Origin of the sequence: Roseivivax sediminis (assembly GCF_900112685.1) — a bacterium.
GTDB lineage: Bacteria > Pseudomonadota > Alphaproteobacteria > Rhodobacterales > Rhodobacteraceae > Roseivivax > Roseivivax sediminis.
The window spans coordinates 127,436-153,222 of the sequence record NZ_FOMS01000008.1; the positions used below are offsets into that span (position 1 = coordinate 127,436).

Sequence of the window (25,787 nt, forward strand, 5' to 3'; positions counted from 1 at the left end):
CAATGAAGCTCTACCGGTTCCTGTCGGCCGACGACACGTCGGCGTTCTGCCACAAGGTCTCCGAGGCGCTGTCGAAGGGGTGGGAGCTTCACGGCGATCCCACCTACGCCTTCGACGCGGCGAACGGCGTGATGCGCTGCGGCCAGGCGGTCACGAAGGAGGTCGAGGGCACCTATTCGCCCGATCTCAAGCTGGGAGAGCAATGATGCCGGGCGGCGGGGCCAAGACCGATTCCGGCCGGTTCTTCGAGGATTACCGCGTCGGTGAAGTGTTGCGTCACGCGGTGCCGCGCACGGTCGGCGGCGGAGAGCGGGCGCTTTACCACGCGCTCTACCCGGCGCGACACGCGATCCATTCCTCGGACGCCTTCGCGCAGGCCTGCGGACTGCCCGCCTCGCCGCTCGACGATCTCATCGGCTTCCACGTGGTGTTCGGCAAGACGGTGCCGGACGTGTCGCTGAACGCGCGCGCCAATCTGGGCTATGCCGAGGGGCGCTGGCTGCGGCCGGTCTGGCCGGGGGACACGCTGCGCTCCGAAAGCGAGGTGATCGGGCTCAAGCAGAACTCGAACGGCAGGACGGGTGTGGTCTGGGTTCGCACGCGCGGGCTCAATCAGCACGGCGAGACGGTGATCGAGTATGTCCGCTGGGTCATGGTCAAGAAGCGCGACGCCGAGGCGCCGGCGCCCGAAACGGTGGTGCCGGACCTGAAAACGGCGCTTGAGGCGGGCGACCTGGCGGTGCCCGAGGGGCTCGATTTCTCGAACTACGACACGGATCTGGCGGGGGAGCCGCATCGCCTGGGCGACTACGCGCCGGGCGAGGTGATCGACCACGTGGACGGCGTGACGATCGAGGAAGCCGAGCACATGATGGCCACCCGGCTGTGGCAGAACACGTCCAAGACCCATTTCGACGGCACCGCGCGCGAGGACGGCAAGCGGCTGATCTACGGCGGGCACGTGATCTCCATGGCGCGGGCGCTGTCCTTCAACGGGCTGGCGAACGCGCAGATGATCGTCGGGCTGAACGGCGGCGCGCACGCCAATCCATGCTTCGCCGGGGAGACTTTGCGCGCCTGGTCCGAGGTGCTGGACGTGGCCGAGACGGGCGCGCCGGGCGTCGGTGCGATCCGCCTGCGGCTGGTGGCGACGACGGATGGCAGCGTCGGGACGCTGAAGGACGCGGCCGGGAAATACCTGCCGGGGGTGTTGCTGGACCTCGACTACTGGGCGCTGATGCCGGTGTGAGCGGGGGGCAGATTGCCCTCCCTACAAACAGCCGCCTGACATCGCCGAGGGATGAGCCCGCGAGGGCCGGCCCGGAATCAAGCCGGAGGCGCCGAGCCAGCGCCCGCCCGTGGTGCGGCGCCTTCTGGCTGATGGTTGTGCCGTACGCACGGCAGGATACGCCTACACAGGTGCAGCCTTATGCTGCATCCGCAGAATCAAGAGCGGCGACGACGCGCCGCCATTGTGATCACAGCCGTCTCAAGCGTGATCACGACACCCTGAAAACCTGCGGATTGCGCCAAAAAACCGCCCTCCGCATGGGCCTCGTCTCGTGACACGCGGATGAAAAGCGTTACACCCGGGGGCAAGGGAAGCGAAAGGACGCAACCGATGGCAGACGTGAACCGCGGCAACCGGCCGCTCTCGCCCCACCTCCAGGTCTATCGCCCGCAACTGACGTCGATCACCTCGATCCTCACACGGATCACCGGCAACGCACTTCTTCTGTCGATGCTTATGATCGTGTGCTGGCTCATCGGCGCGGCCAGCGGCCCCGACGCCTTCGCCGCCGTCGACGGCATCGTGACGAGTTGGCTGGGCATATTGATCTTCGCGCTCTCGATCTGGGCGCTGTGGTATCACTTCCTCGCCGGGATCCGGCACCTGATCTGGGACAGCGGCGTGGGCCTCGACGTGCCGACGGCGGAAAAGCTGGGCTGGGCCTGCGTGATCGGCTCGGGCGTCCTCTGGGTCGTCACCCTGATCGCCCTGGCGCTGTTCTGAGAGGAGCCCCGACATGAGCTACATGACCGACCGCAAGCGCGCCGACCGCTGGGGCAGCGCCAAGTCCGGCACCCAGCATTTCTGGCGCGTGAAGGTGCAATCCGTCGCGCTGCTGGTGCTGATCCCGCTCTTCCTCATCGCGGTCGCGCCGATCATCGGCGCCGACTACGCCGCCGTCACCGACCATTTCGCCCGGCCGCTTCCCGCGCTCATCGCGGCGCTGACCATCACCGTCAGCTTCCTGCACTTCGCCGACGGCTTCCAGGTGCTGGTCGAGGACTACGTTCACGGGATCTGGGAAAAGGTCCTGATCATCGGCATGACCTGCCTGTGCTGGGGTGCCTCGGCCGTCGCGATCTTCGCCATCGCGCGCATGGCCCTCTGAAATCCGGAGCAACGACCAAATGGCAGCATACAACTACGAGACGCACAACTACGACGTCGTGGTGGTGGGCGCCGGGGGCTCGGGCCTTCGCGCGACGCTGGGCATGGCCGAACAGGGGCTCAAGACCGCCTGCGTGACCAAGGTGTTCCCGACCCGGTCGCACACCGTGGCGGCGCAGGGCGGCATCGCCGCATCCCTGTCGAACATGGGCCCCGACCACTGGCAGTGGCACATGTACGACACCGTGAAGGGCTCCGACTGGCTCGGCGATACCGACGCGATGGAATACCTCGCGCGGAACGCGCCGGCGGCGGTCTACGAGCTGGAACATTACGGCGTGCCGTTCTCGCGCACCGAGGAAGGCAAGATCTACCAGCGCCCCTTCGGCGGCCACACGACCGAGTTCGGCGAAGGCCCCCCGGTGCAGCGCACCTGCGCGGCGGCCGACCGCACCGGCCACGCCATCCTGCACACGCTCTATGGCCAGTCGCTCAAGCACAACGCCGAGTTCCACATCGAGTATTTCGCCATCGACCTGCTGATGGACGAGGACGGCACCTGCACCGGCGTCGTCTGCTGGAAGCTCGACGACGGCACGATCCACGTCTTCAACTCCAAGATGGTGGTGCTGGCGACGGGCGGATACGGCCGGGCCTACTTCTCCGCGACCTCGGCGCATACCTGCACCGGCGACGGCGGCGGCATGGTTGCGCGTGCCGGCCTGCCGCTTCAGGACATGGAGTTCGTGCAGTTCCACCCGACCGGGATCTACGGCGCCGGCTGCCTGATCACCGAGGGCGCGCGCGGCGAGGGCGGGTACCTCACGAACTCCGAGGGCGAGCGGTTCATGGAGCGCTACGCGCCCACCTACAAGGACCTCGCGCCGCGCGATTACGTCTCGCGCTCCATGACCATGGAGATCCGCGAGGGGCGCGGGGTGGGGCCGAACGGTGACCACATCCACCTCAACCTGTCGCACCTGCCGAAGGAGGCGCTGCACCTGCGCCTGCCCGGCATCTCGGAAAGTGCGAAGATCTTCGCCGGTGTCGACGTCACGAAAGAGCCGATCCCGGTCCTGCCGACGGTGCACTACAACATGGGCGGCATCCCGACGAACTATTGGGGCGAAGTGCTCGACCCGCGCGAGGGCGATCCGAACAAGGTCGTGCCCGGCCTCATGGCCGTGGGCGAGGCCGGCTGCGCGTCGGTCCACGGCGCCAACCGCCTCGGCTCCAACTCGCTGATCGACCTGGTGGTGTTCGGCCGCGCCGCGGCGATCCGCGCGGGCAAGACGGTGGACCGCGACGCCACGACCCGCACGGTGAACACCGCGCAGGTGGACAAGGCGCTCGACCGCTTCGACGGCATGCGTCATGCCAAGGGCACCGTGCCCACCGCCGAGCTGCGGCTGGAGATGCAGCGCACAATGCAGGAGGACGCCGCCGTCTTCCGCACCGCCGAGACGATGGCCCAGGGCGTGGAGAAGATGACCGCCATCGCCGGCAAGATGGACGACATCTCCGTGACCGACCGTTCGATGGTCTGGAACTCCGACCTGATGGAGACGCTGGAGCTCAGCAACCTGATGCCCAACGCGCTGGCCACGATCATCTCTGCCGAGGCACGCAAGGAAAGCCGCGGCGCCCATGCGCACGAGGATTTCGGAGACCGCGACGATGAGAACTGGCGCGTGCACACCATCGCCCGGGCCGAGGGCAACCGCGTGAACTCCATCCGCATGACGCTGAGCTACCGGCCCATCGTCACCGACCCGCTGACCGACGAGGCGCAGGGCGGGATCGAGCTCAAGCGCATCGCCCCCAAGGCGCGGACGTTCTGATGCGGTTCTGTGCAACCCTCCTGATCCTGGCGACCGTCGCGGCCTGCGCGCCGCAGACGCGGGATCAGGTCGCGCGGAACGCCGCGCGCTCGACCGTCAATCGCGTGGTGCTCGACCGCTACCCGAACCTGCCGCTGGAGGCCGCGATCGACTGCGTTATCGACAATGCCAGCGCCAACCAGATCTATTCGCTGGGGGCGGACACGCTCACCGGGCCGACGGCGTCGTCGGTGCAGATCGTGGCCGAGGTCGTGCAGCGGCCCGAGACGGTGCGCTGCCTCGCCACGCAATATGCCCGCGACGCGGGCGCGCTCTGATGGGCCCGGCGCATATCGACGCAGCGCGTTGCGCCGCGCCGGCGCATCCATATCTGACCGGTAGCCGAAGGGCTGCCGGCCCTTCTCTCAACGGGAGGCTGACATGGTCCAACTGACCCTGCCCAAGAATTCTCAGATGCGCACCGGCAAGACCTGGCCGAAGCCCGAGGGCGCGACCAACGTGCGCAAGTTCCAGATCTACCGCTGGTCGCCGGACGACGACGAGAACCCCCGCGTCGACACCTACTTCGTCGACATGGACACCTGCGGGCCGATGATCCTTGACGCTCTCATCAAGATCAAGAACGAGATCGACCCGACCCTGACCTTCCGCCGGTCCTGCCGCGAGGGGATCTGCGGATCCTGCGCGATGAACATCGACGGGATCAATACGCTCGCCTGCATCTACGGCATGGACGAGGTGAAGGGCGACGTGAAGATCTACCCGCTGCCGCACATGCCGGTGGTCAAGGACCTGATCCCGGACCTCACCCATTTCTACGCCCAGCACGCCTCGATCCATCCGTACCTGGAGACGTCGACGCCCGCCCCGGCGAAGGAATGGCGGCAATCCATCGAGGATCGCGAGAAACTCGACGGTCTTTACGAATGCGTGATGTGCGCCTGCTGCTCCACCGCCTGCCCGTCCTACTGGTGGAACGGCGACCGGTACCTCGGGCCCGCCGCGCTATTGCACGCTTACCGCTGGATCATCGACAGCCGCGACGAGGCGACGGGCGAGCGGCTGGACGATCTGGAGGATCCGTTCAAGCTTTATCGCTGCCACACGATCATGAACTGCGCGAAGACCTGCCCGAAGGGCCTGAACCCCGCCAAGGCCATCGCGCAGATCAAGAAGACCATGGTCGAGCGCTCGATCTGATCCCGCGCCGACCGCCGCGCGAGACGCCGCCCGGAGCCCTCCGCGCGGCGTCTTACATTCGGCATGCAGCAACGTCATCGCGCTTATGCACACGGTCCGGGGTGACAATGCCGCGCCGCAGCATCATATGGTCGGTCAGGGAGGGGCCAAGCCAACCGAGCTAGAGGCACCCAGATGACCGATCAAATCCGCACCGCCGCACCGACCCGTGCCGAACAGGCTCTCGCCGTCCTGGCCGAGCAACTGGCGTACTGGACCCCCGTCGCCATGCCCGCCCCGAAGGAAGAGGCACCGGGCGACGCGCTGGCCTATTACCGCGCAGCCTGAGCCTGCGCTTGCGCGCCACCTGTCCTGCCCTAGCTGAAAGCCCGGGCGGGGCAGACCGCCGGAAGGAGGGATCATGGTCGTCATCGTCGGGCTCATCGTCGCCTTCGTGCTGATCGCGATCTTCTCCAACCGGGCGACCCGCGCCTGCCGCTGGCGCGAATACCGCCACAGTGACACGGAAGCCACATGGAGCTGCGTTTTCTGCGGCGCCAAGACCACCGGAAAACCGGGTGAAACGCCGAAATCGTGTTTCAGGAACAACGCCTGAAGCGGTAACGGAAAAATCGAAAATCGTGCGAAAATCACACTTGAAGAGAATCGGGTGATCCCCGATATGCGCTCTACCGCAGACGCCAACGCACGCGCCTCTGTCCCATGGGTCCGCCCCACGGTTACGTAGCGACGGTAACGTCTCTGACAGCACTGGTCGGTCCAGGAATGGACCGGGTCCTATTGGAGATGGAACATGAACGCATACGTCACCGAGTTCTCGGCAACCGAAGTCATGCCCGCAACCCGCGGCGTCTCCGACCGGGTCGAGAGCTTCATCCGCAATACCTCTTTCGAACGTCCGACCCTGGTGATCGACACCGAGGCCGTCGCGCGCCAGTACCGCGCGCTGAAGGACGGCCTGGGCCGCGCCACGATCCACTACGCGGTGAAGGCCAACCCCGACCGCGCCGTGATCGAGACGCTGGTCCGTGAAGGCTCGAACTTCGACGCCGCCTCGCGCGGGGAGATCGAGCTTTGCCTCGCCATGGGCGCCCGGCCCGAGCAGATCTCCTTCGGCAACACGATCAAGCGGGCCTCGGACATCGCCTTCGCGCACCAGGCCGGCATCGCCACCTTCGCCGTCGACGCCGAAGAGGAGATGGACAAGATCGCCGCGCATGCGCCCGGCGCGAAGGTCTATGTCCGCCTCATCGTCGGCTCGACCGAGGCCGACTGGCCGCTGTCGCGCAAGTTCGGCTGCGCCATGGACAAGGCTGTGCCGCTGCTCGATCTCGCCGTGGCGAAGGGGCTGACGCCGGTCGGCCTGTCCTTCCACGTCGGATCGCAGACCAAGCGCGCGCTCGGCTGGGGCGAGACGCTCGACCAGGTGGCCTCCGTCTGGCACGCCGCGAAGGCGGCCGGGCACGATCTGACCACGCTCAACATCGGCGGCGGCTTCCCGGCCTTCTACACCGAGGAAATCGACGCGCCGAACGCCTATGCAGCCGCCGTCATGCGCCAGATCGAGGCGCGCTTCGGTGACGTGCCGCACATCATGGCAGAGCCCGGCCGCGGCCTCGTCGCCGAGGCCGGCGCCATCGCCGCCGAGGTGCTGCTGGTGTCCAAGAAGTCCGAGAACGACCTGCACCGCTGGGTCTATCTCGACATCGGCCGCTTCTCGGGTCTCGCGGAGACCGAGGGCGAGGCGATCCGCTACCGCTTCGTGACCACGCGCGATCACGAGCCCCACGGTCCTTGCGTCCTGGCCGGTCCGTCCTGCGACTCGGCCGACGTCCTGTACGAAAAGCGCCCGGTCGAGCTGCCGCTCGGTCTGAAAGCCGGGGATAAGATCATCATCCGCAGCTGCGGCGCCTACACGTCGACCTATTCCTCGGTCGGCTTCAATGGCTTCCCGCCGCTCGACGTCGTCGCGATCTGAAGCGCGCGTCACCTGTTATCTGTGAAGGCCGGGCCCTGTCCCGGCCTTTTCTTTTTGTCTAGGACCGGGGGGGGGGCAGGTTGCCCGCCCGACCGGGCGCCGCAAGGCGGGCCCCGTCGGGCAAGAACCGCATGGGACAGAAAGGCAGTGCGATGCAGACAGGATCAAAGAGCGGTGCGCCGAAGGATGCGGAGGCCCGGCGCGCGGTGCGGCCAGTGATCTGCTACCCGCCCGAAACGCTGCCCCGGGTGCCGATGGACGCCTACAAGGTGGCGCTGGCAGGTGCGGAGGTGACGGGCACGGCCCGGGTGCCGCCGCGGCAGGCGCGGTGCTTCCGCGTTCCGGCCGGGACATTCTTTCGCATCCGCTCACTTGAGGGGCCGCAGGTCGGAGACCTGAATCTCTGGGCCGCCTCGGACCTGTCGGAACGCTTCTATTCGGGCAAGACCCGCGCGCTGCACGGCACGCATGTCTCCACGGGCGACCGGCTGTGGTCGGCTTTTCCTTATATGCGGCCGATGGCGACGGTCGTGGCGGACGACCTCGACTGGTACGGGATCGACGGGGACGGCGGGTCTGTGCATGACGTGATCGGCACGCGCTGCGATCCCTACACCGCGCATCTGCTGTCGCGGACGCAATACCACCATTGCTGCCATTCCAACCTCACCCGCGCGTTGGCCGAAGAACTGGAGCTGCCGCTGGCGGAGGCGGAACGGCACGTGCATGACGTTCTGAACGTCTTCATGTGCACCGGCTTCACCCGCGACACCGGACAGTATTTCATGAAGGCCAGCCCGGTGCGGCCGGGCGACGCGATCACCTTCCTCGCGGAAATCGATCTTCTGGGCGCGCTCAGCGCTTGTCCCGGCGGCGATTGCGGATCGGCACATTCGAGCGACGCGGCGCGCTGTTTTCCCCTGGAGGTGGAAATCCTGCGGCCGGAAAACGGCGCCCCCGCAGGATGGGAGGCGCCGGCGGCGAGCGGCTACGACCGTTCGCACGGGCTCTAGGCAAAGGCAGCGGCGAGCGCGATTTCGACCATGTCGGCAAAGCCGCGTTCGCGGTCGGCGGAGGACAGTGCCTCACCGGTCATCAACTGGTCGCTGACTGTCAGGACCGCGAGCGCCCTGACCCCATGACGCGCGGCGAGCGTATAAAGTTCGGCCGCTTCCATTTCCACGCCGAGAATGCCGTGGCGGGTCATGATTTCCGAAAGATCGGGCCGTTCGTCATAGAACACGTCCGAGGAATAAATCCCGCCGACGTGATAGGTCGCGCCCCTGGCTTCGGCCGCATCGGCCGCACCGCGCAGCAGTTGCCAATTCGCCGCAGGAGCGAAATCGATCTCGCGCAAGATCCCCCGCGACGGCGTCGAGAGGGTGCTGGCCGCCATTGCGAGAATGATATCCCGCAACGCGACCTTGTCCTGCATCGCGCCGCAGGAGCCGACGCGAATGAGCGTCTTCGCCCCGTAATCCCGGATCAGCTCGTTGGCGTAGATCGACAATGAAGGCATGCCCATGCCGGAGCCGTGAACGGTCACCGCGTGACCGTTCCAGGTACCGGTATATCCCAGCATGCCGCGCACCTCGTTGACGAGGCGCGGTGCGGTGAGGAAGGTTTCGGCGATCCATTTCGCGCGATAAGGATCCCCGGGCAGAAGCACGGTCTCCGCGATTTCGCCCGCGGCGGCGCCGATATGGATCGTCATCCGTTCAGATCTTCAGATCGTCCAACGTCTTTCCGCTATCGAGCGCCGAAAGCACCCAGTTGGGCTTCCGGCCACGGCCCGTCCAGGTTTGCGAAGGATCGTCTGGATTCTTGTATTTCGGCAAGCCCTTGGAACCCTTTCCGGCTTCGGCCACGAGATCGTCGAGAGAAAAGCCGTATTCCTTCGCGGCGGTTTCGGCGGCGCGTTTCGCCTCCGCCTTGCGGCGTTGGTCGATCGTCTTCAAGGCGCGGTCCACATCCGTTTTCAGTCGCTTGAGCTCGTCCTTGGAGAGGTCTTCGAGGTTCATATTCATGGAGTGTCTCTTTCTTTCTGCCCGCTGGAAGCTCTATTACACGCTCCACTGTTTAACTGAAGTTAATTCTGTGGCAGCGGATTTGGAATAGCAATGGCAAAAAGAAAATGCCGCCCAGTCGGGCGGCATTTCTTGGAGCCGGGATCTGACGCTACTCAGCGGCAACGGCTTTGGGATCAACCAGGGCGACGATATCTCGCATGATGGAATTCAACTCAAAATCCTTTGGCGTATAGGTTTTGGCAACGCCCATCGCGGTCAATTTCCGAGCGTCTTCGTCGGGAATAATGCCGCCAACGATCACGGGAATATGACCGAGGTTCTCCTGACGTAAACGCTCCAGAGTCTCTTCAACCAGTGGCAGATGGCTGCCCGACAGGATCGACAATCCGATCACGTGCGGATCGGATTCGGATGCCGCCGCAACGATCTGGGCCGGCGTCAGGCGAATGCCCTCGTAGTCGATCTGCATGCCGCAATCGCGGGCTCGAAAGGCGATCTGCTCGGCCCCGTTGGAATGACCGTCGAGTCCCGGTTTGCCGACAAGGAAGGTCAGACGGCGGCCGAGCCGGCCGGACACCGCATCCACCGCCTCGCGAATATCGTCGAGACCCTCTGTGCGGTTGGAGACCGCTTTCGATACTCCCGTGGGCCCCCGGTATTCGCCGTGCGCCGCGCGCATCTCGGCGGCCCATTCGCCCGTCGTCACGCCGGCCTTGGCCGCCTCGATCGACGCAGGCATGACGTTGCGGCCCTCGCGCGCGGCGGCGCGCAGATCGGCAAGCGCGCGCTTCACGGCTTCATCGTCGCGCGCCTCGCGCCAGGCGGTAAGCCGTGCGATCTGGTCCTGCTCCACCGCGGGGTCGACGGTCATGATACCGCCATCCTCGCCGAGGAGCGGCGAGCGCTCCGTGTCCGTCCAGCGGTTGACGCCGACCACCACCGTCTCGCCCCGCTCCACTTTCGCGACGCGGTCGGCGTTGCTCTCGACGAGGCGGGACTTCATGTAATCGATCGCCTCGATCGCGCCGCCCATGGCGTCGAGCGTCGCCAGTTCCGCCCTTGCGCCGTCGCGCAGTTCGGCCACCTTGCGCTCCACAGCCGGGTTGTCGTCGAACAGATCGTCGAATTCCAGAAGGTCGGTCTCGTAGGCCATGATCTGCTGCATCCGCATGGACCATTGCTGGTCCCACGGACGCGGCAGGCCGAGCGCCTCGTTCCAGGCCGGCAATTGCACGGCGCGGGCGCGGGCCTTTTTCGACAGCGTCACGGCGAGCATCTCGATCAGGATGCGGTAGACGTTGTTTTCGGGTTGCTGTTCGGTCAGGCCCAGCGAATTGACCTGCACGCCGTAACGGAAGCGGCGGTACTTGGGATCGGTCACGCCGTAGCGCGACTCCAGTATTTCGTCCCAGAGATCGACGAAGGCGCGCATCTTGCACATCTCGGTCACGAACCGGATGCCGGCATTCACGAAGAAGGAAATGCGCCCACAGAGCATCGGGAAATCGGACGCAGGAACCCGTGGCTTCAATTCGTCGAGGACTGCGGTCGCGGTGGCGAGCGCGAAGGCAAGCTCCTGCTCGGGCGTCGCGCCGGCCTCTTGCAGGTGATAGGAACACACGTTCATCGGGTTCCATTTCGGCACGTGCTTGTAGCAATACTCGGCGACGTCCCCGATCATCTTCAGCGACGGTTTCGGCGGACAGATATAGGTGCCGCGGCTGAGGTATTCCTTGATCAGGTCGTTCTGCACGGTGCCGGTAAGCCTGGAGACATCCGCCCCCTGCCGCTCGGCCACCGCGATATAGAGCGCGAGCAGCCACGGCGCCGTGGCGTTGATCGTCATTGAGGTGTTCATCTGCTCAAGCGGAATTGCGTCGAACAGCGTCTCCATGTCACCGAGATGGCATATCGGCACGCCGACCTTTCCCACCTCGCCCTTCGACAGTTCGTGATCGCTGTCGTAGCCGGTCTGCGTCGGCAGATCGAACGCGACCGACAGACCGGTCTGGCCCTTGGCGAGGTTGCCGCGGTAAAGCGCGTTGGAAGCTGCGGCCGTCGAGTGACCCGCGTAGGTCCGGATGAGCCAGGGTGTGTCGCGAGGCGGCAGGGAAGGCGTGTCTGGCATGGCGGGCGTCACCTGAGCTGAAGATGCGTGGGTAATAAAGTTTCGCTTCGGACCGATTAATAGAAATATTGTGGCAATGTCAATTCGCCGCGCTGCGGCGAAACCGGAGCCGTGGCCCGACCGCCGAACCCGGCGGCACGGGCCGGAGCGAGGGGCGCCTGCCCCTCGCGCTCCCCGGGAGTATTTCAGGCCCAAAGAAGCAGGACGCGCCGGGCCGGGGCCCGGGTCCGGCGGCCAAGCGTCGACGTGGCGCAGGCATGCGGCTTGCCAGCGCCGCGGCGGGCTGCGACTTTGCCGCGATGACCGCTACCGTGACGCTTCCCGTCTGGCTTTTCGTCCTGATCCTGGCTTTCGCCGCGGTGACCTTCGCCTCGCATTTCCTGTTTCCGTCGGTGCGCTGGTTCCTGCGCCGGCGGCTGGAACGGGCGGTGGCGCGGCTCAATACGCGACTTGAGCGGCCGATCCAGCCGTTCAAGCTTGCCCGGCGCTACGACCTGATCCAGCGGCTGTGCTACGATCCGGAGGTGACGCGCGCCATCGTCGACCATGCGCGCGAGACCGGCGTGCGCGAGGACGTGGCCTTCGAGGAGGCCCGGCGCTACGCGCGCGAGATCGTTCCGTCCTTTTCCGCCGCGGCCTATTTCGGCGTCGCGATCCGGGCGGCGCGGGCGCTGTCGAACGCGCTGTACCGCGTGCGGATGGTGCGGCACGACACCGAGGCACTGTCGGCCATCGACCGGAACGCCACGGTGGTCTTCGTCATGAACCACCGCTCCAACATGGATTACGTGCTGGTCACCTATCTTGCCGCGGACCGCTCTGCGCTGAGCTACGCGGTCGGCGAATGGGCGCAGGTCTGGCCGCTGTCGCGGCTGATCCGCGCGATGGGGGCGTATTTCATCCGCCGGAAATCGCGCAACACGCTCTATCGGCGGGTGCTGCAGCGCTACGTGCAGTTGTCGACGGCCGGGGGCGTCACGCAGGCGATCTTTCCCGAGGGCGGACTCAGCCTCGACGGGGCGCTGGCCGCTCCGAAGGTCGGGCTGACCAAGTACATCACCGAGGGCGCCGACCTCTCGGCGCACGACGTGGTCTTCGTGCCGGTGGCGCTGAACTACGACCGCGTGCTCGAGGATCGCATCCTCGTCGCCGCGGGGCGCGCGGGCGGGCGCCGCTTCGAGGCGCGGATCGGGGTCGTCGCGGGCTTCGCCCTCAGGCAGGTGTGGCTTTGGCTGACGGGGCGCTACCGGCGCTTCGGCTATGCCGCTGTCAGCTTCGGCGATCCGGTGTCGCTGCGCGCGGCGCCAGAGCTGGCCCAGGCGCCGGAGGAGCTGGCGCAAACGCTGATCGACCGGATCGGCGCGGTCACGCCGGTTCTGCCCGTCCCATTGGTTGCGCATGTGCTGCTTCACGGCGGGCCGATGCGGCGTCCCGCGCTGCAAGACGCCTTCTCCGACGCGGCGCAGGGACTGAACCGGGGGCAGATGCACCTGCCGCGCGGCGACCGTGACTATGCCGTGGAGGTCGGGCTGCGGACGCTTCTGAAGCGCGGCATCGCCGCGGACACGCCCGAGGGTTACCGGATCACCGGGGAGGGCCGTGACCTCGCCGCCTTCTACGCCAATTCGATCCGCCACCTGATGCCGGAGCCCGAGGCGGATACGCAAGTTTCTGCAACTGCTCGGTCATAAAGTTTCAAACCCTACCTCCTTGGTGTTGAATTATTGCGCGATGGGCGGTATCTCCGTGAAAACGGGGTGACGATTCTGCGGCGCGGCAAGATGCACGGTCGGGGCCCCGACGGCACGTTCAGGAAGGAGGCCGCGATGGCTCTGGATACGCAAACCGACATCGCCCAGTACGATGCGCCCGAAAAGGACCTCTACGAGATCGGCGAGATGCCCCCGATGGGCTACGTGCCGAAGCAGATGTACTGCTGGTGCATCCGGCGCGAACGGCACGGCGACCCCGACAAGAGCTTCCAGCAGGAAGTCGTCGATGTCCCCAGGCTCGACAGCTACGAGGTGCTGGTGCTGGTGATGGCCGCGGGCGTGAACTACAACGGCGTCTGGGCCGGCAAGGGCGTGCCGATCTCGCCGTTCGACGTGCACGGGGCGGAATTCCACATCGCCGGATCGGACGCGAGCGGGATCGTCTGGGCGGTCGGCGACAAGGTGAAGCGCTGGAAGGTCGGCGACGAGGTCGTCATCCACTGCAACCAGGACGACGGCGACGACGAGGAATGCAACGGCGGCGACCCGATGCTGTCGCCCTCGCAGCGGATCTGGGGCTACGAGACGCCGGACGGCTCCTTCGCGCAGTTCACCAACGTGCAGGCGCAGCAGCTCATGCCGCGGCCCAAGCACCTGACCTGGGAAGAGGCGGCCTGCTACACGCTGACGCTCGCCACCGCCTACCGGATGCTGTTCGGACACCATCCGCACGAGCTCAAGCCCGGCCAGAACGTGCTGGTCTGGGGCGCCTCAGGCGGGCTCGGCTCCTACGCGATCCAGCTTGCGAACACGGCGGGGGCGAACGCCATCGGCGTGATCTCGGACGAGGACAAGCGCGATTTCGTCATGTCGCTGGGCGCCAAGGGCGTCATCAACCGGCGCGATTTCAAGTGCTGGGGGCAGCTTCCGACGGTTAACACGCCGGAATACAACGAGTGGCTCAAGGAAGCGCGCAAGTTCGGCAAGGCGATCTGGGAGATCACCGGCAAGGGCGTGAACGTCGACATGGTGTTCGAACATCCCGGCGAGGCGACCTTCCCGGTCTCCACCCTGGTGGTGAAGAAGGGCGGCATGGTGGTGATCTGCGCCGGCACGACCGGCTACAACACCACCTTCGACGTGCGCTACATGTGGATGCACCAGAAGCGCCTGCAAGGGTCGCACTTCGCCCACCTCAAGCAGGCGGCGGCGGCGAACCAGCTGATGGTGGAACGCCGGCTCGATCCATGCATGTCCGAGGTGTTTCCGTGGAACGAGATCCCGCACGCGCACATGAAGATGATGCGCAACGAACACAAGCCGGGAAACATGTCGGTGCTGGTCCAGTCGCCCAAGACCGGCCTGCGCACACTCGAGGACGCGCTCGAGGCGAAGACGTAAACGCGCTCGCAGCGACACGATGCCGGACGGGCCCGCGGCGCTGCCGCGGGCCCGTCGCGTTTCGGTGCCTGCCTTCGTGCGCGCAACGCTTCGAAGGGCTTGGCCGCGCTGACCCTCGCAGGAAATGGGGAGGGAACTTTCGTGAATACCGGCGGTGACCCGGCTCCGCTAAGATTGTTGTTAAGGAGCCGTTAACCATTTGGAGGTGACATCATGAAACACGACTGGATCATTAACGTGCTTTCGGACCTGGGCACCTTCTCGCGCCAGAACGGCCTTCATGCGCTCGCGTCGCAACTGGAAGATGCCAAGTTCGTCGCCCACGCCGAAATCGCGTCGCGTACAGGGGACCCGTGCGGTGGGGTACATTTCGTCGGTCGCGTCGATCGAGAGGATTCTGAACGGTTTGGAGTCGGCTGACGCGCACGACGACCTGCAAGCCTTTTCCGAAAGGCTCTGCACCGATCTGGGTATCAGCCACGTCGTCTACCACTGGGTCAGCGGCAGCGGCGATCAATACGGCTGCGGCACCTATCCCGCCTCCTGGGTCGCGCGGTACGTCGAAAAGGGGTACCTGCGCGTCGATCCGGTGGTGCAGGGCTGCTACCAGCGGTTCCACCCGGTGAACTGGAAACAGCTCGACTGGTCGAGCCGGGCCGCACGGGCCTTCCTTGCCGACGCGGTGGCGCACGGGGTCGGCAACCAGGGGTTCTCCATCCCGATCCGGGGGCCGAACGGGCAATTCGCGCTCTTCACGATCAACCATAGCTGCGACGACAATCACTGGGAGATGTTCACGACCGAAAGCCGGCGCGACCTGATCCTCTTGGCGCATTTCTTCAACGACAAGGCGCTGCAATTGCAGCCCGGGCGCAAGCCCCGCGACGCGACGCCCCTGTCCCCGCGCGAGGTCGACGCGCTCACCTTCCTCGCGGTCGGCTACAACCGTGCGCAGGTGGCCGACGCGCTGTCGATCTCGGAGCATACGCTGCGCGTCTATATCGAAAGCGCCCGCCACAAGCTGGGGGCGATGAACACGACCCACGCTGTCGCGAAGGCGTTGCAGCGCGGGATCATTGTCGTCTGACGCCGCACGCTGCGGTTAACGCTTCGCTAAGGTGTGTTCACGCTCCGTCGTCGACCACCCACGCCCCGCTCGGGCGGGATTAACCCGCCCCCCACACGCTGCCTCCATCACATTCGGAAGGGAGCGCAGCATGATCCGTTACATTTACGGCCAGGACCTTCACACCCGCCCTGCCCTGCGCGACGCGATGTTCCGCGACCGCGCCGCGCAGTTCGTCGGCCGCCTCGGCTGGGACCTGCCGCTGACGGCGGAGGGGCTGGAGATCGACCAGTACGACGCGCTGAACCCGCTCTATGTCATCTGGGAGACGCCGAAGGGCGGGCATGGCGGGTCCATGCGGCTCCTGCCGACGACCGGGCGGACGATGGTCATCGACCATTTCCTGCACCTGACGGACGGCGTGCGCATCGAAAGCCCGCTGATCTGGGAATGCACGCGCTTCTGCCTCTCCGAAGGGGCGCATCCTGGCGTAGCGGCCGGGTTGATGCTGGCAGGCGGCGAGGTCATGCGCGGCTTCGGCGTCGAGCATTTCGTCGGAGTCTTCGACGCGCGCATGGTGCGGATCTATCGCCGCATCGGCGCCTCGCCGGAGGTTCTGGGAACCTCCGGCAGCGGCCGCGCCCAGGTCTCCGTCGGCCTGTGGGACTTCACCGTCGAGGCGCAGGCGCGCGTCGCGGCGAGCGCGGGCATCGCGCCCGAAACCTCGCGCCGCTGGTTCGAGACCGCCTTCGGCACCGCCCCGCAAAGCTGCGTCGCGGCGGCCTGATCGCCGCGCTCTCTGGCGCCGCCTCTGCACGAGGGATAGGGTCGGCGCCATGACCCTGCCCCAGCTTACCTTTTCCGACGATCAGGCCGAGGCCTACGACCGCGTGGCCGAGATGCTGCGCAATGCCGGCATCGACCTGAAGGCCGGCACCGCCCTGCCGGCGAAGGGCGCGGCGCCCAAGCGCCTCGCGCTCATGGGCAAGGCCGGGTCGGGCAAGACGCTGCTGCTGGCCGAGCTCTGCAAGGCGCTGGACGCGGCGGGGGTGGAGCTTGTGTCCGGCGATTTCGAAAGCCGGCGGCGGCGCGAGAAACGCACCGTCGCGGTGCTGGCGCCGACCAACAAGGCGGCGAGCGTGCTGCGCAACCGCGGCGTGCCGGCGACGACGATCCACCGCATCATCTATACGCCGGTCTACGACCCCGAATACGAACGCATCGCCGAATGGCTGATGGGCAACGTCGAGAAGCCCGAGATCGAGGACCTGACCGAGGACGCGCTCGACCGCGCCTTCGCCTCCTACCAGTCGCACAAGTCGGTGCCGGCGGCGCTGGCGGCCGCGGGCCTGCGCGGGTCGGACTTCATCACCGGCTGGAAGCGGCGGGAAGAGCCGCTCGACGTCGGCTTCGTCGATGAGGCCTCGATGCTTGACGACCGCCAGTTCGAGGATCTGCAGGAGATCTTTCCCAACCTCGTCCTGTTCGGCGATCCCGCGCAGCTCGCCCCGGTGAACCAGTCGGGAAAGATGATCTTCGACGAGTTTGCCGACGATCAGAAGCTGGAGCTGAGCCGCATCCACCGGCAGGAGGCCGACAACCCGATCCTCGATCTGGCGCATGCGCTGTCGGACCCGCAGCTGTCCTTCGAGGATTTCGAGCGGATGGTGGAGGACAAGGCCCGCCACGACGACCGCGTCGTCTGGGCGAGCCGGGTCGAGGTCGACCTGATGGCCCGCTCGCCGGTGCTGGTCTGGCGCAACGTCACGCGCATCCGGCTGATAAACGCCTTCCGCGCCGTCCACGAAGCGCCCGAAACCGAACTTCTGGCCGGCGAGCCGCTGATCTGCGACGGGATCGAGTTGCCGGTGAAGCACCGCAAGAAGCGGCTGGACCTTGAAGCGCGCGGGCTCATCAAGGGCGCCCAGGTGATCTACCTCGGCCCCGGCAAGCGGCCGGGCTTTTCCCGTCTGCACGTCGTCGGGGCAGAGGATCCGCGGATGTCCGCGGCCTCCATCGTGAAGATCGAGAAACCGGACGAGGAAGAGCCCTTCATTCCCTTCGCCGCGCGCATGGGCGCGACCTTCCTGCACGGCGCGGCGGTGACGATCCACAAGGCGCAGGGCTCGCAATGGGAGAACGTGCAGGTCTTCGCCCCCGACCTTTACGCCGCGGCGCGGATGGGGCGGGTGGAAGCCGGCCAGCCGCTGTGGAAGCGGCTCGCCTATGTGGCGATCACGCGGGCGTCCTCGCGGCTTCACTGGGTGGTGCGCAACCGGCTGTCGAAACCCTCCGCCCCGCTGTCGGTGGAGGATCTGCCATCGAAGACGGCGCCGCTCGCGCTGGAGATGGAGGCAGAGGGCGAAGCCTGAGCCACGCCCGCCGCCCGGGTTTCAGTGGCCGAGGATCTGGCTCAGGAACAGCTGCGTGCGCGGGTTCTTGGGGTTGTTGAAGAACTCTTCCGGCTCGTTCTGTTCGACGATCTGGCCTTGGTCCATGAAGATCACCCGGTTCGCCACCTGCCGGGCAAAGCCCATCTCGTGCGTGACGCAGATCATCGTCATGCCTTCCTCGGCGAGCTCGACCATGGTGTCGAGCACCTCCTTGATCATCTCGGGATCGAGCGCCGAGGTCGGCTCGTCGAAGAGCATGATGCGCGGGCGCATGCACAGCGACCGGGCGATGGCGACGCGCTGCTGCTGACCGCCCGAGAGCTGGCCGGGATACTTGTCGGCCTGTTCGGGGATCTTCACCTTCTCGAGGAAGTGCATCGCCGTCTTCTCGGCCTCGTGCTTGGGGATCTTGCGGACCCAGATCGGCGCCAGCGTGCAGTTCTCCAGGATCGTCAGGTGCGGGAACAGGTTGAAGTGCTGGAACACCATCCCGACCTCGGACCGGATCGTGTCGATGTTCTTGATGTCCGAGGACAGCACCGTTCCGTCGACCTCGATCCGCCCGCGCTGGTGTTCCTCCAGCGCATTGATGCAGCGGATCAGCGTGGACTTGCCCGACCCCGACGGCCCGGCGATGACGATCCGCTCGCCGCGATGCACCGTCAGGTCGATGTCGCGCAGAACGTGGAACGTGCCGTACCACTTGTTCATGTTGGTGATCTGGATCGCGACCTCGTCGGAGACCTCGAGTTTCGCCGGGCTCGGCGTTTCGACTGCGGTGTCAGCCATGTCTTGAACTCCTTACCGGCGGTCCGTGTTGAGCTGGCGCTCGAGCCACTGGGAATATTGCGAAATGCCGTAGCAGGTGACGAAGAACAGAAGCGCGGCAAAGCCCAGAAGCTCCCAGTAGACGCCGTTCCATTCGGTCGAGGCGAGGATCGGCCCCCTTATCATGCCCACGAGGTCGAACATCGAGATCACCGACACCAGCGTGGTGTCCTTGAAGAGGCCCACCGCCACGTTGACGATGCCCGGAATGGAGATCTTCAGCGCCTGCGGCAGGATGATCAGCCGCATCGCCTGCGCGTAGTCGAGCCCGAGACTGTCGGCCGCCTCGTACTGGCCCTTGGGCAGCGCCGCTAGGCCGCCGCGGATGACCTCCGCGATATAGGCCGAGGCGAACATGGTGATCATGATGATCACCCGCAGGATCAGATCGAAATTCGACCCCGGCGGCAGGAAATAGGCCAGCACCACGTTCGCCACGAACAGCAGCGTGATCAGCGGCACGCCCCGGATGAACTCGATGAAGACCACGCAGATCCACTTGATGATCGGCATGTCCGATTGTCGCCCCAGCGCCAGCGCGATGCCGAACGGGATCGACAACGACACGCAGACCGTACCGAGGATCAGGTTCAGCATGAAGCCGCCGAGATTGCGGCTCTCCACCCGCTCCATCATCAGGATGCCGGTGAAGTTGAGCGCCCCGGTAATCCACCAGAACACCAGGGCCGCGGCGATGCCTCCGAAGAAGCCCATGGCGAAGCTTTGCGTCACCAGCCGCGCATAGACGAGGTAGCCGATCACGAATCCCAACCCCGCGCAGACCGGCGTCAGCAGCGAGCCGCCCCAGATCAGCCAGTAGGCGAGGAACGGGTAGATCGCCGTGAAGATCAGCATCTGCCGCGGGAAGGTCTTGTAGAACAGCACCGGTGCGATGGCGACGAACAGCAGCAGGAACGCGCTCATCGGTCGCCAGTAGAGCTCCGACGGGTACTGGAAACCGAACAGAAGCTGGTTCCAGCGCTCCGCCAGCACCGCGAAGCAGCCACCGGTGGCCCCGTCCAGGATCTCCCGGCAGGCCGACAGCGACGGCGCGTCCCAGATCCCGTTGAGGATCCATGGCGCCACGCCCGACAGCAGCCTCCACAGCACCCAAAGCGCGGCAAGCGTCAGGATCGCGTTGGGGATCGTGGAAAAGAGATTCGACCGGACCCACTTCACCGCGCCAGCCTCGGTTACAGGGGGCGGCTGTTGGTCGATAAGCGTATCGCGGACCCAGCCGACGGATTGTGCGTGAACGTCGCTCATGTCACCGCTCCTTCAGCCGCACGGCGTTGTTGTAGACGTTCATCAGGCCCGAGATCGTCAGGCTGATCGCGAGATAGAACAGCATCAGCAAGAGGATCGTCTCGATTGCCCGGCCCGTCTGGTTGAGCGTGATGCCACCCAGCGTGCCGGTGAGGTCCATATACCCCACCGCGATGGCGAGAGAGGAGTTCTTGGTGATGTTGAGGTAATGCGAGATCAGCGGCGGAACGATCACCCGCAACGCCTGCGGCAGCACCACCAGGTTCATGATCCGCCGCGGCCTCAAACCCAGCGCGGCGGCCGCCTCGGTCTGGCCGCGGCTCACCGACAGGATGCCGGCGCGCACGTTTTCGGCGATGAAGGCGCCGGTATAGATCGCCAGCGCGAACCACAGCGCGATGAGAGAGCCCAGAAGCGTGACGCCGCCCGAGAAGTTGAAGCCCCCCAGCTCGGGGATATCGAGCGTGATCGGCCGGCCCAGCACGAAGAACACCAGGATCGCGGGCACAAAGACGATGGCCAGCGTCGGCCAGGTCGTTGGCAGCAGCACGCCTTCGTCAAAGAGCTTCTTTCTGGCATGGCGGCGATAGAGGATCGACGCCACGATGGAGGCGAGAAACACGCCCAGCACGACCCAGCCCAGCGGCTCGAATACCGGTGCGGGCACGTAGACGCCCCGGTTGGTGAAGGCGATCATGCCGAAGACCATGGAGGCGTCGGGATCGTCGCCCCGGAACGCGCTTGGGCTCGGGGCGACGGCGGTCATGATCGTGAAGATGATGATGATCCAGATCAGCACCGGCACATTGCGGAACATTTCCACGTAACCGGCCATGAGCTTGGAGACGAGCCAGTTGTTCGACAGCCGCAGCACACCCGCCACGACGCCGATGATCGTCGCCGTGATACAGGCGAGGATCGACACCAGGAGCGTGTTCAGGAGCCCCACGATGGAGGCGCGCAGATGGCTCGACTGGCTGGTATAGGCGATCATCGTCTGGTTGATGTCGTAACCGGACGGATCGCCAAGGAAATCGTAGCTGATGCTCAGCCCCGCCGCCCGCAGGTTCGCCATCAGGTTCGACCCCAGATAGGCGAAGAGCGCTGCGACACAGACAAGTGCGATGAACTGGAAAGTGTACGAACGATAGCGCGTGTCGTTCAACAGCATGGATAGCCGGAACGACTCCCCTTGCGGGTCGCTGAGTGTCGTCATCGATGTGATCCCTGTGGTGGCGCCTGCTGGTGTCGCGCCGGCGGGTTGATCCCGTCCTGACGCATCGAAGGCGCGTTCTTGTCACCAGACCCGCCGCATCCGGCGACGGAGAAAAAGAGGCGCGGGGAAGTGCCCCCGCGCCTCTTCCAAGTGTCTTAGCGGAACGGCGGCGCGTACATCAGGCCGCCATCGGTCCATTGCGCGTTCAGACCGCGGGCCAGGCCGATCGGGGTCGACTCGCCGATGTTCTTGGCGAAGATCTCGCCGTAATTGCCGTTGGCCTTGATTGCCCGGTACGCCCAGTCGGCGTCGAGGCCGAGCATCTCGCCGAGATTGCCCTCGGTGCCGAGGATGCGGTTGATCTCCGGGCTCTCGGTTCCGGCCTTCATCTCGTCGATATTGGCCGAGGTGATGCCAAGCTCTTCGGCCGCGATCAGCGCGTTCAGGGTCCAGCGCACCACGTCGCCCCATTCGTTGTCGCCGTGGCGCACGAGCGGGCCGAGCGGCTCCTTGGAGATGATCTCGGGCAGGATGACGTGATCGCCCGGCGTCTCGAAGGCGGCGCGCGTCGCGGCGAGGCCGGAGGCGTCGGTGGTGTAGACGTCACAGGCGCCGGCAATGTACTGCTGCTGCGCCTCGGCGTTGGTCTCGATCGGGACCGGCTCGTAGTCCATGTTGTTCTTGCGGAAGTAGTCCGCGAGGTTGAGCTCGGTGGTGGTGCCGGTCTGGATGCAGACCGTCGCGCCGCTGAGCTCCCGGGCGGAGCTGACGCCCAGCTCCTTTGGGATCATGAAGCCCTGGCCGTCGTAGTAGTTGATGCCGGCGAACTCGAACTTGAGGTCGACGTCGCGGGTGAAGGTCCAGGTGGTGTTCCGCGCCAGCATGTCGATCTCCCCCGAAGAGAGCGCGGTGAAACGGGTCTTGCCGGTCGTGGGCACGAATTCGACGGATTGCGGATCCTCGAGGACCGCCGCGGCGACAGCGCGGCACACCGCGACGTCGAAGCCCGACCAGTCCCCGTTGGCGTCCGGCGCGGCAAAGCCGACGAGTCCCGTGGTCACGCCGCAATTGAGCGTGCCCCGGTCCTGCACATCGGACAGCGTCTGCGCCCCGGCGGCGCCAGCGGCCATCGCGGCCAGGGTCATCGTGCCGAGGATGACAGATGTTTTCATAAGAACCTCTTCCTGTTTATGCGCCGCCCTTTGGTGTGGCGGTTCGCGCGTCCCGAAACGGGGGCCGGTCCGAAAGTCGAAGGCCCCCTCCCAGTGCGCCCGAGTGTGGGCGCATTCCTTCGAAGGCGTCAAGGCAAAGCGCCCCGGTTCTGCCTGCGTTTTCCGCATCTGCCGCAACGGCGGGCAGGTCCGCGCAGGGCTATTCGGCGCGCGCCAGCGCCAGGAATCTCACCGCATCGAGGAACGCCCCGCGCTTCTTCGCCGCGACATCCGCGGCCTCCTCGTCGGCGCCCCAAAGCTCTTCCTGCCAGGTCTCGTCGATGCGGGACGCGGCCCAGAGCGCCTCGGGATCGTGCGCGCCGCGCTCCGCCGCCAGCCCGATCACCAGCGACCCGCTGAGCGACACGAGATCGTGAAACGCCGTCAGATCGAAGGCGTCCAGGGCGTGGACTTCCCGGCGCAGCCGCGCCAGCGCCTCGGGATCCTGCGCTTCGTGCATGATCCCGGTCCGTGGCGACAGCCGCGCACCGAACGTATCGCCAGCCCAGTCGAGCAGCGGATCCCACGCCGCCGCCTGCCGCGACACGAGCTCCGCCGGCGCCTCCGCGCGGTAGCAAAGAAGATCGCTGTCGCCGTAATCGGCCAGCATGTCCGCCACCTCGGCGTGCTGCACGCGCACCCGGTCGATCGCGGCGTTCGCGCCGCGCGTGACCGGCATCGACATCGGGTCGATCCGCTCGCCCTGCGCCCGCCATTCGGCGGCCACCGCCTCGGCCATGGCCCGGCTCGGCACCACCAGCGGCGCCTTGGACGGCGTCTTCACCGCACGCCCGTCCAGCTCCACCGAATGCCCGGCGCCCTGCGCCACCGCCTCCGCAGCCGTCCAGAACCGTTTCGCTGCCCACTCGCTCATGTCAGCCTCTCCCGCGGGCCCGGCGCCATCCGCGCCCGCCCCCTGGTTTCATCTGCCCGAAAATATCCCCGCCGGAGGCTCCTCCGGCACCGCCTGGCGCCTCCGCCGGGCCGAACGCGCCCCCGGTCACGCCGCCGCCCAGACGGCGCCAAGCGCTTCCGGCAGCGCGCCGATCTCGTCGATCACGACATCGGCAGCCCCCAGCCGCGCCGCCGCGTGATACCCCCAACTCACTCCGATGGCACGGAGGCCCGAGGCCCGCGCCATCTCCATGTCGAAGGAGGTGTCGCCGACCATCGCCGCCCGGCCCGCCGCGACACCTGTCTCGGACAGGGCCGCCTGCAGCATCGCCGGATGCGGCTTCGACGGATGATCGTCCGCGCATTGCAGCGTCACGAACAGCTCGCGCAGGCCGTGCCCGTCCAGCAGCTTGTCGAGCCCGCGCCGCGACTTGCCCGTCGCCACGCCCAGAAGCGTCCAGGGTTCGGCATGAAGCCTCTCCAGCATCGCCCGCACGCCGGGATAAAGCGGCGAGGACTGCGCAACCCCGCCCGCGCGGCGCAGGTCGACATAGGCATCCTTGTAGGCCTCCACCATCGCGGACCGTTCCGCCGGCGCCGCCTCGGGCACCAGCGCGGCGAAGGCGTCCGGCAGCGACAGCCCGACGATGCCGAGGACCTCCGACCGCGTCGGCACCGGGCGGCCGGCGGCGCCGAATGCCTGCCCCATCGCCGCCAGAATGTCGCCCTGGCTGTCGACCAGAGTGCCGTCCACGTCGAAGACGATGAGGCGCAGCTCGCTCATTCTACGTCCTCGAACGGATCGGTTGGCACGTCGCCGGGCGCCCAGCCCACTGTCTCCCAAGTCCGCGCCATGTGGTCCGGCAGCGGCGCGGTCACGGTGATCCGCGCGCCGGTGACCGGATGGGTGATCGACAGCGTCCGCGCATGCAGGTGCAGTTTGCGGCTGATCTCGCCTCCCAGCTGCGCGCCCCAGCCGTCGCCGAGGTTCTCCTGCCCCGAACCGCCGTACTTGCCGTCGCCCACGATCGGATGGCCAAGCTCGGCCATGTGCGCGCGCAGCTGGTGGGTGCGGCCCGTCACCGGCACCATCGCCACCCAGGCCGCGCGCTTGGCGAGGCTTGTGAGCACCGCGTAATCGGTCGTCGCGTTCTTCGCGCCCTCGGTGCGCGGCACCTCGTCGGGATGCAGGCACAGCATCTTCTCGCCCTCGCCGCCCTTGCCGTGGCCCGGCGCCTTCACGAGGCCGTAGCGGATCGTGCCCATGTTCGGCTGCGGCACGCCTGCGACCGCCGCCCAGTAGATCTTGCGCGTCTCGCGTGCCCGGAACGCCTCTGCCAGATCCTTGGCCACCGCCCGCGTCCGCGCCAGCAGCAGCACCCCCGACGTGTCCTTGTCGAGCCGGTGGACAAGCCGCGGCCGTTCGTCCAACCCGAACATCAGCGCCTCGGACATCCCGTCGACATGGCGCGTCTGCTTCGATCCGCCCTGCGTCGGCAGGCCGGGCGGCTTGTTGAGCGCGATGATGTGCTCGTCGCGGAACAGCACCGCGGCGCGGATCATCTCCGCGTCCCTGTCGGTCACGGTCGGCTTGGGGCGCGAGGCGACCTCGCCCGGCTCGGGGATCGGCGGGATGCGCACCTGCATTCCGGTCTCGAGACGGTGAGAGCCCTTCACCCGGCCGCCGTCGACCCGCAGCTCGCCCTTGCGGCACATCTTCTCGATCCGGCCCTGCGCGAGGTGCGGGAACAATCGCTTGAGCCAGCGGTCGAGCCGCTGGTCGCCCTCGCCCGGCCCCACGGTCACGGTCTGAACGCCGCTCATGTCAAGCTCCGCGCACAAAGAAGGCCCGCGGCCAGCGCCGCGAGCGAAAGGGCCACGGAGCCTGCGACGTAGGCGGCGGCCGCCCCGGCCGCGCCGCGTTCGTAAAGCGTCACCGCGTCGAGAGAGAAGGCCGAGAACGTGGTGAACCCGCCGAGCAGCCCGGTCATCAGCAGCGGCGCGGCGCGGTTGGCGCCGAAATGCCCCAGCGCCACCACCAGAACGCCCATGGCGAAGGAGCCGGCAACGTTGACGATAACCGTGCCCCAGGGAAAGCCGGGCCCCAGCGCGCGCATCGCCGCGGCGCCGGTGAGATAGCGCGCCACGGCGCCCATGGCGCCGCCCGCGGCGACCTGGAGAAGGGTGAAGCTCATGGCATGCGCATGTCGGCCCGCGCTGCGCGA

28 protein-coding genes are annotated in these 25,787 nt (G+C 66.6%); 17 read left to right on the forward strand and 11 right to left on the reverse strand.

Annotated features, from left to right (window positions below; translation table 11 throughout):
* Nucleotides 1–2: 2 nt before the first annotated feature.
* From F3H57_RS13630 to F3H57_RS13675, 11 genes are all read left to right on the forward strand, one after another.
* Nucleotides 3–206, forward strand: coding sequence for a DUF1737 domain-containing protein (locus tag F3H57_RS13630; protein WP_149756469.1), 204 nt, complete (start codon nt 3–5; stop codon nt 204–206).
* Nucleotides 203–1,249, forward strand: a complete 1,047-nt coding sequence (locus F3H57_RS13635; RefSeq protein WP_223163078.1) for a MaoC family dehydratase — start codon at nt 203–205, stop codon at nt 1,247–1,249. The genes F3H57_RS13630 and F3H57_RS13635 overlap by 4 nt, the downstream gene beginning before the upstream one ends.
* Before the next feature lie 372 nt (nt 1,250–1,621).
* Nucleotides 1,622–2,014 carry a succinate dehydrogenase, cytochrome b556 subunit gene (gene sdhC / locus F3H57_RS13640; protein WP_149756470.1) on the forward strand — a complete coding sequence of 131 codons (393 nt, stop codon included), beginning with the start codon at nt 1,622–1,624 and terminating at the stop codon, nt 2,012–2,014.
* A 13-nt stretch (nt 2,015–2,027) separates the two neighbouring features.
* On the forward strand, nt 2,028–2,399 hold the full coding sequence (gene sdhD / locus F3H57_RS13645; RefSeq protein ID WP_149756471.1) for a succinate dehydrogenase, hydrophobic membrane anchor protein: 372 nt from the start codon (nt 2,028–2,030) through the stop codon (nt 2,397–2,399).
* Nucleotides 2,400–2,418: 19 nt separating this feature from the next.
* Nucleotides 2,419–4,239: a succinate dehydrogenase flavoprotein subunit gene (gene sdhA, locus F3H57_RS13650; protein ID WP_149756472.1), complete on the forward strand. Its 1,821-nt coding sequence runs from the start codon at nt 2,419–2,421 to the stop codon at nt 4,237–4,239.
* Nucleotides 4,239–4,556, forward strand: coding sequence for a hypothetical protein (locus F3H57_RS13655; RefSeq protein WP_149756473.1), 318 nt, complete (start codon nt 4,239–4,241; stop codon nt 4,554–4,556). The genes sdhA and F3H57_RS13655 overlap by 1 nt, the downstream gene beginning before the upstream one ends.
* Before the next feature lie 103 nt (nt 4,557–4,659).
* Entirely contained in the window at nt 4,660–5,439 is a 780-nt protein-coding gene (locus F3H57_RS13660; RefSeq protein ID WP_149756474.1) for a succinate dehydrogenase iron-sulfur subunit, read from the forward strand.
* A gap of 174 nt (nt 5,440–5,613) precedes the next feature.
* On the forward strand, nt 5,614–5,766 hold the full coding sequence (locus F3H57_RS22265; protein WP_188129688.1) for a hypothetical protein: 153 nt from the start codon (nt 5,614–5,616) through the stop codon (nt 5,764–5,766).
* Between the two features lie 73 nt (nt 5,767–5,839).
* Nucleotides 5,840–6,034, forward strand: coding sequence for a hypothetical protein (locus tag F3H57_RS13665; protein WP_149756475.1), 195 nt, complete (start codon nt 5,840–5,842; stop codon nt 6,032–6,034).
* 198 nt (nt 6,035–6,232) lie between these two features.
* Nucleotides 6,233–7,417 (forward strand): type III PLP-dependent enzyme, encoded by a 1,185-nt coding sequence (locus F3H57_RS13670; protein ID WP_149756476.1) that lies wholly within the window; start codon nt 6,233–6,235, stop codon nt 7,415–7,417.
* Between the two features lie 152 nt (nt 7,418–7,569).
* Complete coding sequence (locus F3H57_RS13675; protein ID WP_149756477.1) at nt 7,570–8,430, forward strand: urea carboxylase-associated family protein; 861 nt, start codon at nt 7,570–7,572, stop codon at nt 8,428–8,430.
* On the opposite strand, the gene deoD is transcribed toward F3H57_RS13675, so the two are convergent.
* The 3 genes from deoD to F3H57_RS13690 form a co-directional block, all read right to left on the reverse strand.
* On the reverse strand, nt 8,427–9,131 hold the full coding sequence (deoD, locus tag F3H57_RS13680) for a purine-nucleoside phosphorylase (protein ID WP_149756478.1): 705 nt from the start codon (nt 9,129–9,131) through the stop codon (nt 8,427–8,429). The genes F3H57_RS13675 and deoD overlap by 4 nt on opposite strands.
* 4 nt (nt 9,132–9,135) lie before the next feature.
* A complete protein-coding gene (locus F3H57_RS13685; RefSeq protein ID WP_149756479.1) occupies nt 9,136–9,444 on the reverse strand; it encodes an H-NS histone family protein in 309 nt (102 codons plus the stop codon).
* 151 nt (nt 9,445–9,595) lie between these two features.
* Nucleotides 9,596–11,575: a protein meaA gene (locus tag F3H57_RS13690; protein WP_149756480.1), complete on the reverse strand. Its 1,980-nt coding sequence runs from the start codon at nt 11,573–11,575 to the stop codon at nt 9,596–9,598.
* A gap of 299 nt (nt 11,576–11,874) precedes the next feature.
* On the opposite strand from F3H57_RS13690, the gene F3H57_RS13695 reads away from it, so the two are divergent.
* The 6 genes from F3H57_RS13695 (at nt 11,875) to F3H57_RS13715 (ending at nt 18,126) form a co-directional block, all read left to right on the forward strand.
* Nucleotides 11,875–13,266, forward strand: coding sequence for a 1-acyl-sn-glycerol-3-phosphate acyltransferase (locus F3H57_RS13695; protein WP_149756584.1), 1,392 nt, complete (start codon nt 11,875–11,877; stop codon nt 13,264–13,266).
* 135 nt (nt 13,267–13,401) lie between these two features.
* Nucleotides 13,402–14,688 (forward strand): crotonyl-CoA carboxylase/reductase, encoded by a 1,287-nt coding sequence (gene ccrA, locus F3H57_RS13700; RefSeq protein WP_149756481.1) that lies wholly within the window; start codon nt 13,402–13,404, stop codon nt 14,686–14,688.
* Between the two features lie 213 nt (nt 14,689–14,901).
* Complete coding sequence (locus F3H57_RS22555; protein WP_223163079.1) at nt 14,902–15,108, forward strand: hypothetical protein; 207 nt, start codon at nt 14,902–14,904, stop codon at nt 15,106–15,108.
* Nucleotides 15,095–15,775, forward strand: a complete 681-nt coding sequence (locus tag F3H57_RS13705) for a helix-turn-helix transcriptional regulator (protein WP_223163080.1) — start codon at nt 15,095–15,097, stop codon at nt 15,773–15,775. The genes F3H57_RS22555 and F3H57_RS13705 overlap by 14 nt, the downstream gene beginning before the upstream one ends.
* 130 nt (nt 15,776–15,905) lie before the next feature.
* The gene (locus tag F3H57_RS13710) at nt 15,906–16,541 is read left to right on the forward strand and encodes an acyl-homoserine-lactone synthase (RefSeq protein ID WP_149756483.1); all 636 of its coding nucleotides are present in this window, start codon (nt 15,906–15,908) and stop codon (nt 16,539–16,541) included.
* Nucleotides 16,542–16,590: 49 nt separating this feature from the next.
* Nucleotides 16,591–18,126 carry an ATP-dependent DNA helicase gene (locus tag F3H57_RS13715; RefSeq protein WP_149756484.1) on the forward strand — a complete coding sequence of 512 codons (1,536 nt, stop codon included), beginning with the start codon at nt 16,591–16,593 and terminating at the stop codon, nt 18,124–18,126.
* A 21-nt stretch (nt 18,127–18,147) separates the two neighbouring features.
* Here the strand turns inward: F3H57_RS13715 and F3H57_RS13720 are convergent, their stop codons facing one another.
* From F3H57_RS13720 to crcB, 8 genes are all read right to left on the reverse strand, one after another.
* Nucleotides 18,148–18,936 carry an amino acid ABC transporter ATP-binding protein gene (locus F3H57_RS13720; RefSeq protein ID WP_149756485.1) on the reverse strand — a complete coding sequence of 263 codons (789 nt, stop codon included), beginning with the start codon at nt 18,934–18,936 and terminating at the stop codon, nt 18,148–18,150.
* A 12-nt stretch (nt 18,937–18,948) separates the two neighbouring features.
* Entirely contained in the window at nt 18,949–20,241 is a 1,293-nt protein-coding gene (locus tag F3H57_RS13725) for an amino acid ABC transporter permease (protein WP_149756486.1), read from the reverse strand.
* A 1-nt stretch (nt 20,242) separates the two neighbouring features.
* Complete coding sequence (locus F3H57_RS13730; RefSeq protein ID WP_149756487.1) at nt 20,243–21,457, reverse strand: amino acid ABC transporter permease; 1,215 nt, start codon at nt 21,455–21,457, stop codon at nt 20,243–20,245.
* A gap of 155 nt (nt 21,458–21,612) precedes the next feature.
* Nucleotides 21,613–22,629 (reverse strand): amino acid ABC transporter substrate-binding protein, encoded by a 1,017-nt coding sequence (locus F3H57_RS13735; protein WP_149756488.1) that lies wholly within the window; start codon nt 22,627–22,629, stop codon nt 21,613–21,615.
* A gap of 199 nt (nt 22,630–22,828) precedes the next feature.
* Complete coding sequence (locus F3H57_RS13740) at nt 22,829–23,542, reverse strand: ATP12 family chaperone protein (RefSeq protein ID WP_149756489.1); 714 nt, start codon at nt 23,540–23,542, stop codon at nt 22,829–22,831.
* 126 nt (nt 23,543–23,668) lie between these two features.
* Nucleotides 23,669–24,346 (reverse strand): HAD-IA family hydrolase, encoded by a 678-nt coding sequence (locus tag F3H57_RS13745; protein WP_149756490.1) that lies wholly within the window; start codon nt 24,344–24,346, stop codon nt 23,669–23,671.
* Nucleotides 24,343–25,386 carry an RluA family pseudouridine synthase gene (locus F3H57_RS13750; protein WP_149756491.1) on the reverse strand — a complete coding sequence of 348 codons (1,044 nt, stop codon included), beginning with the start codon at nt 25,384–25,386 and terminating at the stop codon, nt 24,343–24,345. The genes F3H57_RS13745 and F3H57_RS13750 overlap by 4 nt, the downstream gene beginning before the upstream one ends.
* On the reverse strand, nt 25,383–25,757 hold the full coding sequence (gene crcB / locus F3H57_RS13755) for a fluoride efflux transporter CrcB (protein ID WP_149756492.1): 375 nt from the start codon (nt 25,755–25,757) through the stop codon (nt 25,383–25,385). Before crcB ends, F3H57_RS13750 begins: the two co-directional genes overlap by 4 nt.
* Nucleotides 25,758–25,787 lie beyond the last annotated feature (30 nt).

Excerpts from the sequence above, each read along its gene's own strand:
- F3H57_RS13725 (WP_149756486.1), bottom strand. The coding sequence starts at position 20,241 with ATGAGCGACGTTCACGCACAATCCGTCGGCTGGGTCCGCGATACGCTT.
- F3H57_RS13630 (WP_149756469.1), top strand. The coding sequence starts at position 3 with ATGAAGCTCTACCGGTTCCTGTCGGCCGACGACACGTCGGCGTTCTGC.
- sdhD (WP_149756471.1), top strand. The coding sequence starts at position 2,028 with ATGAGCTACATGACCGACCGCAAGCGCGCCGACCGCTGGGGCAGCGCC.
- F3H57_RS13685 (WP_149756479.1), bottom strand. The coding sequence starts at position 9,444 with ATGAATATGAACCTCGAAGACCTCTCCAAGGACGAGCTCAAGCGACTG.
- deoD (WP_149756478.1), bottom strand. The coding sequence starts at position 9,131 with ATGACGATCCATATCGGCGCCGCCGCGGGCGAAATCGCGGAGACCGTG.
- F3H57_RS13660 (WP_149756474.1), top strand. The coding sequence starts at position 4,660 with ATGGTCCAACTGACCCTGCCCAAGAATTCTCAGATGCGCACCGGCAAG.
- F3H57_RS13665 (WP_149756475.1), top strand. The coding sequence starts at position 5,840 with ATGGTCGTCATCGTCGGGCTCATCGTCGCCTTCGTGCTGATCGCGATC.
- F3H57_RS22265 (WP_188129688.1), top strand. The coding sequence starts at position 5,614 with ATGACCGATCAAATCCGCACCGCCGCACCGACCCGTGCCGAACAGGCT.
- F3H57_RS13730 (WP_149756487.1), bottom strand. The coding sequence starts at position 21,457 with ATGACGACACTCAGCGACCCGCAAGGGGAGTCGTTCCGGCTATCCATG.
- F3H57_RS13720 (WP_149756485.1), bottom strand. The coding sequence starts at position 18,936 with ATGGCTGACACCGCAGTCGAAACGCCGAGCCCGGCGAAACTCGAGGTC.
- F3H57_RS13670 (WP_149756476.1), top strand. The coding sequence starts at position 6,233 with ATGAACGCATACGTCACCGAGTTCTCGGCAACCGAAGTCATGCCCGCA.
- F3H57_RS13740 (WP_149756489.1), bottom strand. The coding sequence starts at position 23,542 with ATGAGCGAGTGGGCAGCGAAACGGTTCTGGACGGCTGCGGAGGCGGTG.
- F3H57_RS13695 (WP_149756584.1), top strand. The coding sequence starts at position 11,875 with ATGACCGCTACCGTGACGCTTCCCGTCTGGCTTTTCGTCCTGATCCTG.
- F3H57_RS13655 (WP_149756473.1), top strand. The coding sequence starts at position 4,239 with ATGCGGTTCTGTGCAACCCTCCTGATCCTGGCGACCGTCGCGGCCTGC.
- sdhC (WP_149756470.1), top strand. The coding sequence starts at position 1,622 with ATGGCAGACGTGAACCGCGGCAACCGGCCGCTCTCGCCCCACCTCCAG.
- F3H57_RS13710 (WP_149756483.1), top strand. The coding sequence starts at position 15,906 with ATGATCCGTTACATTTACGGCCAGGACCTTCACACCCGCCCTGCCCTG.
- crcB (WP_149756492.1), bottom strand. The coding sequence starts at position 25,757 with ATGAGCTTCACCCTTCTCCAGGTCGCCGCGGGCGGCGCCATGGGCGCC.
- F3H57_RS13675 (WP_149756477.1), top strand. The coding sequence starts at position 7,570 with ATGCAGACAGGATCAAAGAGCGGTGCGCCGAAGGATGCGGAGGCCCGG.
- F3H57_RS22555 (WP_223163079.1), top strand. The coding sequence starts at position 14,902 with ATGAAACACGACTGGATCATTAACGTGCTTTCGGACCTGGGCACCTTC.
- F3H57_RS13735 (WP_149756488.1), bottom strand. The coding sequence starts at position 22,629 with ATGAAAACATCTGTCATCCTCGGCACGATGACCCTGGCCGCGATGGCC.
- sdhA (WP_149756472.1), top strand. The coding sequence starts at position 2,419 with ATGGCAGCATACAACTACGAGACGCACAACTACGACGTCGTGGTGGTG.
- F3H57_RS13690 (WP_149756480.1), bottom strand. The coding sequence starts at position 11,575 with ATGCCAGACACGCCTTCCCTGCCGCCTCGCGACACACCCTGGCTCATC.
- F3H57_RS13715 (WP_149756484.1), top strand. The coding sequence starts at position 16,591 with ATGACCCTGCCCCAGCTTACCTTTTCCGACGATCAGGCCGAGGCCTAC.
- F3H57_RS13750 (WP_149756491.1), bottom strand. The coding sequence starts at position 25,386 with ATGAGCGGCGTTCAGACCGTGACCGTGGGGCCGGGCGAGGGCGACCAG.
- F3H57_RS13635 (WP_223163078.1), top strand. The coding sequence starts at position 203 with ATGATGCCGGGCGGCGGGGCCAAGACCGATTCCGGCCGGTTCTTCGAG.
- F3H57_RS13745 (WP_149756490.1), bottom strand. The coding sequence starts at position 24,346 with ATGAGCGAGCTGCGCCTCATCGTCTTCGACGTGGACGGCACTCTGGTC.
- ccrA (WP_149756481.1), top strand. The coding sequence starts at position 13,402 with ATGGCTCTGGATACGCAAACCGACATCGCCCAGTACGATGCGCCCGAA.